The 8,659-nt window shown below is 75.2% G+C and carries 10 protein-coding genes; 5 read left to right on the top strand and 5 right to left on the bottom strand.

Going from position 1 to position 8,659, the window contains the following annotated elements; all coding sequences use genetic code 11:
- Nucleotides 1-108: 108 nt before the first annotated feature.
- Nucleotides 109-1,155: an NAD(P)/FAD-dependent oxidoreductase gene (locus GSF02_RS18060; protein ID WP_235915687.1), complete on the bottom strand. Its 1,047-nt coding sequence runs from the start codon at nt 1,153-1,155 to the stop codon at nt 109-111.
- Between the two features lie 81 nt (nt 1,156-1,236).
- Here GSF02_RS18060 and GSF02_RS18055 point away from each other — a divergent pair, with 81 nt between their 5' ends.
- The 3 genes from GSF02_RS18055 (at nt 1,237) to GSF02_RS18045 (ending at nt 3,728) form a co-directional block, all read left to right on the top strand.
- Nucleotides 1,237-1,665, top strand: coding sequence for a MerR family transcriptional regulator (locus tag GSF02_RS18055; protein ID WP_159798753.1), 429 nt, complete (start codon nt 1,237-1,239; stop codon nt 1,663-1,665).
- 246 nt (nt 1,666-1,911) lie between these two features.
- On the top strand, nt 1,912-3,327 hold the full coding sequence (locus GSF02_RS18050; RefSeq protein ID WP_159798752.1) for a hemolysin family protein: 1,416 nt from the start codon (nt 1,912-1,914) through the stop codon (nt 3,325-3,327).
- Complete coding sequence (locus GSF02_RS18045; protein ID WP_235915686.1) at nt 3,324-3,728, top strand: DUF3817 domain-containing protein; 405 nt, start codon at nt 3,324-3,326, stop codon at nt 3,726-3,728. Before GSF02_RS18050 ends, GSF02_RS18045 begins: the two co-directional genes overlap by 4 nt.
- Before the next feature lie 46 nt (nt 3,729-3,774).
- Here the strand turns inward: GSF02_RS18045 and GSF02_RS18040 are convergent, their stop codons facing one another.
- Complete coding sequence (locus tag GSF02_RS18040) at nt 3,775-4,359, bottom strand: TetR/AcrR family transcriptional regulator (RefSeq protein ID WP_159798751.1); 585 nt, start codon at nt 4,357-4,359, stop codon at nt 3,775-3,777.
- 154 nt (nt 4,360-4,513) lie between these two features.
- The gene (locus GSF02_RS18035) at nt 4,514-5,353 is read right to left on the bottom strand and encodes an alpha/beta fold hydrolase (RefSeq protein WP_159798750.1); all 840 of its coding nucleotides are present in this window, start codon (nt 5,351-5,353) and stop codon (nt 4,514-4,516) included.
- 521 nt (nt 5,354-5,874) lie between these two features.
- Between GSF02_RS18035 and GSF02_RS18030 the strand changes: the two genes are divergently transcribed.
- A complete protein-coding gene (locus GSF02_RS18030) occupies nt 5,875-6,060 on the top strand; it encodes a CsbD family protein (RefSeq protein WP_159798749.1) in 186 nt (61 codons plus the stop codon).
- A 217-nt stretch (nt 6,061-6,277) separates the two neighbouring features.
- Here the strand turns inward: GSF02_RS18030 and GSF02_RS18025 are convergent, their stop codons facing one another.
- Both GSF02_RS18025 and rlmC read right to left on the bottom strand, forming a co-directional pair.
- Nucleotides 6,278-6,541: a GlsB/YeaQ/YmgE family stress response membrane protein gene (locus tag GSF02_RS18025; RefSeq protein WP_159798748.1), complete on the bottom strand. Its 264-nt coding sequence runs from the start codon at nt 6,539-6,541 to the stop codon at nt 6,278-6,280.
- Nucleotides 6,542-6,777: 236 nt separating this feature from the next.
- A complete protein-coding gene (rlmC, locus tag GSF02_RS18020) occupies nt 6,778-8,019 on the bottom strand; it encodes a 23S rRNA (uracil(747)-C(5))-methyltransferase RlmC (RefSeq protein WP_159798747.1) in 1,242 nt (413 codons plus the stop codon).
- Nucleotides 8,020-8,125: 106 nt separating this feature from the next.
- Between rlmC and GSF02_RS18015 the strand changes: the two genes are divergently transcribed.
- The gene (locus GSF02_RS18015) at nt 8,126-8,551 is read left to right on the top strand and encodes a VOC family protein (RefSeq protein ID WP_159798746.1); all 426 of its coding nucleotides are present in this window, start codon (nt 8,126-8,128) and stop codon (nt 8,549-8,551) included.
- Nucleotides 8,552-8,659: the final 108 nt, after the last annotated feature.

The raw sequence follows: 8,659 nt of genomic DNA, 5'->3' as shown, positions 1-8,659 counted from the left end.
GGCCGTCCGCGCCGGCCGTCCGCGCCGGCCGTCCGCGCCGGCCGTCCGCGCCGACCGCTTCCCGCGCCGGCGCCCGCGCGGGGCTGGGTCCCTAGCCCGCCGCCCGGCTCAGACGGGCAGGTGGTGGTCCTCCGCCAGCAGGTGGGCGTCGACGCCGGTGGCGGCGGTGAGCCCGGCAGCGGCGGCCGCGAGCACCGCTGCCTGCGGCATGGGCAGCGCCGCGGTGTGCGCCATGTCGCCCGCCGCAAAGACGCCGGCCTCGCTGGTGCGGCCGAACGGGTCGACCTCCACGCAGCCGGAGGGCAGCGTCGTCAGCCCGAGCTGCTCGGCGAACGGCGCCGCCTGCGCCGTCGTCGGCGCCACGAACAGCCCGCCGACCAGCTCGTCGGGCCCGGACGCGAACGTCACCCGGGCGCCGTCGCCCTCGCGCCGCACGCCGGTCACGGGCTCCGGCCGCACCGCGACGCCCGCGTGGTCGAGCACGCGCCGCACGCCGGCGTCCAGCTCCTCGCCGTCGGCCAGCACCACGACCCGCGACGCGATCCGCTCGACCAGGAACGCGACCTTCGCCACGTGCGGGCCGCTGCCGAGCACCGCCACGGGCGTGCCGGAGAACTCGTGCCCGTGGCAGTACGGGCAGTGGGCCGCCACGGTGCCGAACAGCTCCTCGAGGCCCGGCACGTCCGGCAGGGTGTCGCGCAGGCCGGTCGCCAGCAGCACGGCGCGGGCAGTCACCGCGGTGCCGTCCTCGAGGTCCACCCGGAAGCGGTCCCCGTCGTCCGCCCCGGCGCCGTCCCCGTCGTGCTGCGCGCCGGCGCGGGCGATCGTGGCCACCGCCGCGTCGCGCACCTCGACGGTGTCGTAGGCGGCGAGGTCCTTGCGCGCCGCTGCCCGGAACTCCGCGGGCGGCGTGCCGTCGTGCGTGACGACGTTGTGCATGTGCTCGGCCCAGTCGTTGCGGTAGCTGCCGGAGTCCAGCAGCAGCACGGACCGGTGCATGCGGCCGAGCGTGAGGGCCGCCTGCAGGCCGGCGGGGCCGCCGCCGACGATCACGGCGTCGAGCGGGGCGTCGGGCGGGACGTCCGCCCCGGACCGGTCGTCGGACCGGTCGTCGGGCCGGTCGGTGCTGGTGGGGGCGGTGGGGTGGGTGCTCACGGGTCCTCCTCGGGTTCGGTGCGCCGGGCGGCGCGCGGCGGTGTCTTGCGCCTGCTGGCGAGTCTGTGACTTCATGTCGACATGAAGTCAACGGGGGAACGGACCTGGTCGGTGGGCGAGGTGGCCGAGCGCTTCGGCCTCGGGGCGCACGTGCTGCGCTACTGGGAGGACGAGGGCCTGCTGCGCCCCGCCCGCGACCCCTCCGGGCGTCGCCGCTACGGACGCGACGACGTCGTGCGCGTCGCCGTCGTCGTCCGCAGCAAGGACGCCGGGATGAGCCTGGAGCAGATCAGGGTCATGCTCGACGGCGAGGCCCGCAACCGGCACGAGATCCTCGAGGCGCACGTGGCCGAGCTCGAGCGGCGGATGGCCGAGATGCAGCGCTCGCGGGAGATGACGCTGCACGCGCTGCGGTGCCGCTCGCACGACATCGCCACGTGCCCGCGGTTCCGTGCGCACGTGGAGGACGTCGTCGTGCAGATGGAGACCGGGCGGCCGGTGCCGGCCTGAGCGGTCGGGCCCGCGCGCGCCGCCCCGGCGGAGGGCACCCCAGGCGAACCGGCGTCGGCCCGGCCGGAACTGATCCGGGGCCCCGCTGCGTTGACCCTCGCGACGGCACCCTCGCGTGCCCGAGCCCCGCCGGCACCGTGCCGGCGCCGCGACCCCACGGAAGGACCATGGACCCCAGCAGCAGTACCGGCGTCCGCGCCGGCACCCCCGCGACCTGTCCGGACGCGCGCGAGGGGGTGGCGCGACGTGGACGCTGAGACCTGGCGCAACGCCGCCCTCGTCCTCGTGTTCGTGCTGGTGGGCGGCGTGTTCGCCGGCACCGAGCTCGCCCTCGTGTCGCTGCGCGAGGGTCAGATCGCCGAGCTGGACAAGCGTGGCGGCCGCGGCCGCCGCGTGGCCTCCGTCGCCCGCGACCCCAACCGCTTCCTCGCCGCCGTGCAGATCGGCGTCACCGTGGCCGGCTTCTTCTCGGCCGCCTACGGCGCCTCGACGCTGGCCCCCGACTTCGCGCCGCTGCTCGAGGGGATCGGCCTGCCCGCCGGGCTGGCCTCGACGCTGTCGCTCGTGGTGCTCACCCTCGTGATCGCGTACCTGTCGCTGGTGCTCGGCGAGCTGGTGCCCAAGCGCATCGCGCTGCAGCGGGCGGCGCAGGTCGCCCTCGTTGTCGGCCCGCCGCTGGACCGCTTCGCCGCGATCATGCGGCCGGTGGTGTGGCTGCTGTCGCGCTCCACCGACGCCGTCGTGCGCCTGCTCGGCGGCGACCCGAGCGCCCGCAGCGAGGAGATGAGCGAGGAGGAGCTGCGCGGCATCGTCCAGGCGCACCAGGGCCTGGACGACGACGAGCGCGAGATCCTCGACGGCGTCTTCGCCGCCTCGGACCGCACCCTCGGGGAGGTGATGCGCCCGCGCGGCGAGGTGGTGTTCCTCGAGGCCTCCCTGACGCTCGCGGAGGCCGCCGAGCGCAGCCGCGACCTGCCGTACTCGCGCTACCCCGTGACCGGGGCGGACTTCGACGACGTGCTCGGGTTCGTGCACGTGCGCGACCTGTTCGCGCCGCCGCGCCGTGCCGGCGGCCGGGGCGGGCGGGACGGCGCCGACGGCGCCCCGACCACGCTGCTCGACGTCGCCCGTCCGCTGCTGGAGCTGCCCACCACCAACCGCCTGCTGCCGACGATGTCGGCGATGCGCCGCAGCGGCACGCACATGGCCCTGGTGGTCGACGAGTACGGCGGCACCGACGGCATCGTCACGCTGGAGGACCTGGTCGAGGAGCTCGTCGGCGACATCCGCGACGAGTACGACCCGCGCGTGCCCACGCACGCCGACGGCACCTACGACGCCGGGCTGACCATCGAGGAGTTCGCCCACGCCACCGGCGTCGAGCTCGAGGACGGGCCGTACGAGACGGTGGCCGGCTACCTCATCACGCGCCTCGGCCGGCTCGCCGAGCCCGGCGACGTCGTCGCGCTCGACGACGGCCGCGAGCTGCGCGTCACGCGCGTCGAGGACCGGCGCGTGCGCGCCGTGGCGCTCGTCGACGCCGCGGCGGACGGCGACGCGGGCGGGTCCGCCGCCCTGGCCGACCCCCGCGCCCCCGCCGCCCTGGCCGACTCCCGCGACCCCGCGACCGTCGACGCCGCCGACCGAGAGGCCCGAGCATGACCGCCCCGACCCCCGTCCCCGACACCACCGACACCGCCGGAGCCTCCGGGGCCGGTGGGGCCGCCGCCGGCCCGGCCGGTCGGCCGATGACGCCGCTCGGGCGGCTGTTCGCCGTCGTCGCCCTCGTCGAGGCGTTCACGTGGGCCGGCCTGCTCGTGGGGATGTTCCTCAAGTACGTCACGGAGACCACCGAGGCCGGCGTGTGGCTGTTCGGCCGGCTGCACGGCGCGGCGTTCGTGCTCTACGTCGTCGTGACGCTGGTGGCCGCGGCGCGTCTGCGCTGGGGGTGGCTGCGCGCGCTCGTGGCGCTGGCGTGCAGCGTGCCGCCGCTGCTGACGATCCCCGCCGAGCGGGTGCTGCGCCGCACCGGGTACCTCAGCGACCCGCGGGCGCGCGCCTGACGCCGACGACGCGGCGGGCGACGACGGCGGGCGACCGCCGTCGTCGTCAGGCGCGCGGCAGCTCGAGCAGGCGCGGCAGCGCGTGGTCGAGCAGGTGCTGCATGCCGGCCGGGCCGGCGGTGGTGCGGGCCCGCATCGTGCGGCCCTCGTAGAGGTCGATCAGCTCGTCGGCGACGACGTCGGCGTCCACGTGCGCCGGCACGCTCCCGTCCGCCTGCGCCTCGCGGATCGCGGCGGCGAGCGCCACGGACCACCGGTCGAAGAACGCGGTGACCCGGGCGGCCACCTCGGGGCCGTCGACGGCGGTCTCCACCGCGAGGTTGCCGAGCAGGCAGCCGCGGCGGAAGGCGTGCACCTCGAGCGCCCCGGCGAGGGACGCGAAGTGCCCGCGGATGCGCTCCAGCGGCGGCACGGCGGTGTCGGAGAGCATCTCGAGGCCCATGCCGTCGGCGAACCGGTCGACCACCTCGAGCGCGAGCTGCTCCTTGCTCGCGAAGTGGTTGTAGAACGAGCCCTTCGGCGCCCCGGCCGCGCTGGTGATCGCGGCGACGCCGGTGCCGTTGTACCCGTGCAGGTGGAACTGCGTGGTGGCGGACTCGACGATCGCCTCGCGGAGGCTGGGCCTGGGCATGGGGTGCTCCTGGAGGGACGGCTGGCCCGTGGCGGGCCGGGGGTGGGGCTGGACGTGCGCTGCTCCTGCGCCCGGGCCCTCCGGGGAGCCGTGCGGCTCCCCGGAGGGCCCGGGTCGGTGGGGCCAGGTCGATCCTGGCACGTCGTCCGGCAGGTCAGGCGTTGCCGAGGAACTTCAGCAGGGCCTCGTTGACCTCGGCGGTGTGCGTGGTGAGCAGGCCGTGCGGCGCGCCCTCGATCTCGACGTACTCGGCGTCCGGCAGCGCCTTGGTGAACCGGCGGCCGGTGGCGTCGATCGGCAGGATGCGGTCGGCGGTGCCGTGCAGGATCAGGGCCGGCACGTCGACCTTCTCGATGTCGGCGCGGAAGTCCGTGGGCCAGGTCAGCGGCGCGGCGGCCGAGGCGATGGGGCCCGAGCCGGCCGCGATGTTCCACGCGTTGCGCACGGCCTCCTCGCTGATCCGGGTGCCCAGGTTCTCGTCGAGGTTGAAGAAGTCCTGGTAGAAGCTCGTGAAGTAGGCGTACCGGTCCTTCTTCACGGTGGCGGCGATGTCCTCGAAGAACGACATCGGGCCGGCGCCGTCCGGGTTGTCATCGGTGATGGCCAGGTACGGCTCGAGGCTGGCGAGGAACGCGACCTTCGCCACGCGGTCGGAGCCGTAGCGGGCGAGGTAGCGGGCCACCTCGCCGGTGCCCATCGAGAACCCGACCAGGATCGCGTCGCGCAGGTCGAGGGTCTCCATCAGGACGTTCAGGTCGGCCGCGAAGGTGTCGTAGTCGTAGCCGGTCGAGGGCTGGCTCGACTGGCCGAACCCGCGCCGGTCGTACGTGATGACGCGGTAGCCCGCGTCGAGGAGCTCCGGGACCTGGCCCTCCCAGGAGTTGCCGTCGAGCGGGAACCCGTGGATCAGGACGACGGGCTGGCCCGAGCCCTTGTCCTCGTAGTGCAGCTCGATGCTCGTGCTGTTCTCGGTGCCGACCGCGATGCGTGCCATGACGGTTCCCCTTGCTTGAGGTGGCGGGCCGATCACGGAATGTGACCGGTCGTCTTACATCCGGTCTCAAGCCGGGGAGGCGGCCGTCTATTCCGGGCGGTCCACGCATCGCATATGGCGCGCGTCACACCGGGCGTGCCCGGCGGCCGCGGGTGCGCGCGCTCCCGCTACCCGGTGCGTCGGTGCCGCCCGGTGCGTCGGTGCCGCCCGGTGTGCGGTGTCGGCGGCCCGGTCCGCTGGTGCCGCCGACGGCTAGGGAAGTGGGACGAAACTCTGCGGGTTACGTCCCACTTCCCTAGCCGTCGACGGCGGTGGGTGGCGGTGGGTGACGTGGCTGCGCGGCTGACGCGCTGATCCGGTCGAGGCGGCGGCCCGTCGCCCCGGGCCATCGTGCGAACTGCCCCGAACCGTGATGCCGTAGCAGGTGACGGGACGTCGGCGACGGCGCCCGTCGCGGGCCGACGGCGCACCGCCGTCGGGCCGGACCGACCGTTCGACGAACGTCTTCGAAGGAGTGAGTGATGGGTCTCGACGACAAGATCCAGAACAAGGCCGACGAGCTCAAGGGCAAGGCCAAGGAGGCGATCGGCGACGCCCGTGACGACGACTCGATGAAGGCCGAGGGCAAGGCCGAGCAGGGCGGCGCGAACGCCAAGCAGGCCGGCGAGAAGGTCAAGGACGCTGCTCGCGACACCTTCGGCCGCTGACCCGGCCGTCGGCGGCTGCTGACCCGGCCGCCGGCTCCGAGAGCACCGACGCCCCGGCGCACCGCGCCGGGGCGTCGTCGTCTGCGGGTCGTCGTCCGCGGGTCGTCGTCCGCGGGTCGTGGCGTGCGGGTCGTCCTGCGCGGTCCCTGGACGCGAAGGAGGCCGCTCCCCGAGGGGAGCGGCCTCCTTCGAGCGTCCGCGGAGTGCGGCGCGGGCGTCAGGCGCGACGTCGGTTGGTGATCGCGCCCCAGATGAGGAGCACGATGATCGACCCGACGATCGCGAGGATCCAGGTCTGGATCGAGAAGAAGTCCTCCAGCGGGGCGTCGAACAGCAGCGACCCGAGCCAGCCACCCAGCAGCGCCCCCACGACACCGATGATCAGGGTGGCGATCCAGCCACCGGCCTGCTTGCCCGGCAGGATGGCCTTGGCGATAGCACCGGCGAGCAGGCCCAGGATGATCCATCCGATGATTGTCACGGTGAGTTCCTCCTTCCGTGCCGCCCGTGTCGGCGACGGCCTTGACAATCGCACCAGTCGTGCGTGCTCGCACGTCAGAGCGTTGCGAAGCGACTTTTGACCGTCCCGGGTTGCCCGGAGCAGCGTTCGGCGTGCGAACGCGCGCGGGCACGGCGACACTTCGCGAGGTGCAGGCCAGCGTCGTCCGGCACCAACCACCTCACCGAGCCCGCGAGAGCCCGGGAGGAGCGCCGTCGTCAGGCGCGCTCGAGCAGCGTCAGCACCTCGTAGTGCCGCGTCTGCGGGAACATGTCGAGCAGCCGCGCCCGCACCGGGCGCAGCGACGGCATCTCGGCCAGGTCCTGCGCCAGCGTGACGGCGTTGCAGCTCGAGTAGAGGACGTGGCGGACGCCGGAGGCCTCGAGCCAGCGCGCGAGCTCGGGCCCGATACCGCGCCGCGGCGGGTTCACGATGACCATCTCGGGCACCGACCCGGGCTCCGCCGGCGACACCCCGGCGAGGGCGAACGCCGTCGCGTCGCCCGCGGCGAACCGCACGCCCGCCATCGCCGCAGCTCCCTCGGGCGAGGCGGCGGCGAGCTCGTCGCGCGTGGTGACCGCCGACGCGATGGCCTCCGCCGAGATCTCGATGCCGGTGACCGCGCGCCCCGGCGCCGCGCAGTGCAGCGCGAACCCCCCGACGCCGCAGTACAGGTCCCACAGCGAGGCCGGCGCCACCTCGTCGACCCACTCCCGCGCCTGGCGGTACAGCGCGGCGGCGACCTCGGTGTTGGTCTGGAAGAACGACTGCGGCCGCAGGTGCAGCGTCACGCCGTCCAGGCGCATGGGCAGCGTCTGCCGCTCGGTGAGCACGATCTCCGTCTCGCCCTCGAGCACCGCCTTGTGCTCCGGCTGCACGTTGACGCTGAGCACCGCGAGCCCCGGCAGCGCCGTCCGCAGCCATGGCAGGTGCTTGCGGATGCGCGCCACGGGCTCCTGGGAGCGCAGCACGAGCCGCACCATGAGCTCGCCGTCGGGGGACAGGGTCACCAGCACGTGCTTGAGCTCGCCGCGCCGGGCGGCGTCCTTGGGGGTGACCCGGCCGCGCGTCGGCGTGAGGTCGTACGGCTGGATCCGGGCCCGGGTCACGAGCTCGGCCAGCGGCCCGAACGCGGCCTGCAGCGGCGCGGGGTACAGCGGGCAGTCGGTGAGGTCGACGCCCCGCACGGGCGCGCCCAGCGGCGTCCGCGCGTCGACGATGCCCAGCACCGGCGCCTCGACCGTCCCGGTCACCACCATCTTGGCCTTGTTGCGGAACCCCGCCTCCGCGCCGACCACCGGCGGCAGCCACGCGACGGCGTCCGTCCCGGACGCCGCGCCGAGCACCGGGTCGAGCAACGACCGCACGTGCCGCTCCTTGTCCGCGACCTGCGCGGGGTGGGCCACCTCGAGGAGGGTGCACGAGCGGCACCGACCGGCGTCGTAGTGGTGGCACTGCACCGCTCCATTCTCCCCCGCGCGGCGCGGGCCCCGGCGCTACGGTGGGCGAGGCGGCACCGGCGGCGCCCGCCGGCGCGCCGCCACCGCCGACGACACAGGAGGTCACGTGGCTGACAGCGTCCCCGCGAGCGTCCCCACCATCCGGCAGGTGGTGCTCGACACCACCGACGCCCGCGGGCTCGCGGAGTTCTACCGGCGGCTGTTCGGGCTGTCCTACCGCGCCGGCGACGAGCCGCCCGCCGACGGCGCGCCCGACGACGCCGACTGGCTCGTGCTGCGCAACCCCGGCGCGGTGCAGCTCGCGTTCCAGCAGGTCGAGCGGCTCGCGGCGCCCACCTGGCCCGACGGCGAGGTGCCGCAGCAGCTGCACCTCGACTGCACGGTGGCCGACGTCGCGGCGCTGGACGCGCAGACCGAGCGCGCCCTGAGCCTCGGGGCGCGCCTGCTGCGCGACCGGTCGGACGACCCCCAGGAACCGCTGCGGGTGCTCGCCGACCCGGCGGGCCACCCCTTCTGCCTCTTCGTCGGATGAGCCCCGGCGCGGCGCGGGCCGGCGGCGCCTCCCGCGCGGAGGGCGCCCGCGCGGGTGCCCCCGGACCGGACCGTGGGGCCGGCGGCGGGGCACGGCCGGGGCCCGCGG

Source organism: Puerhibacterium puerhi, assembly GCF_009846865.1.
Taxonomy (GTDB): Bacteria; Actinomycetota; Actinomycetes; order Actinomycetales; family Cellulomonadaceae; genus Puerhibacterium; species Puerhibacterium puerhi.
This window is presented reverse-complemented; position numbering and strand designations above follow the sequence as displayed.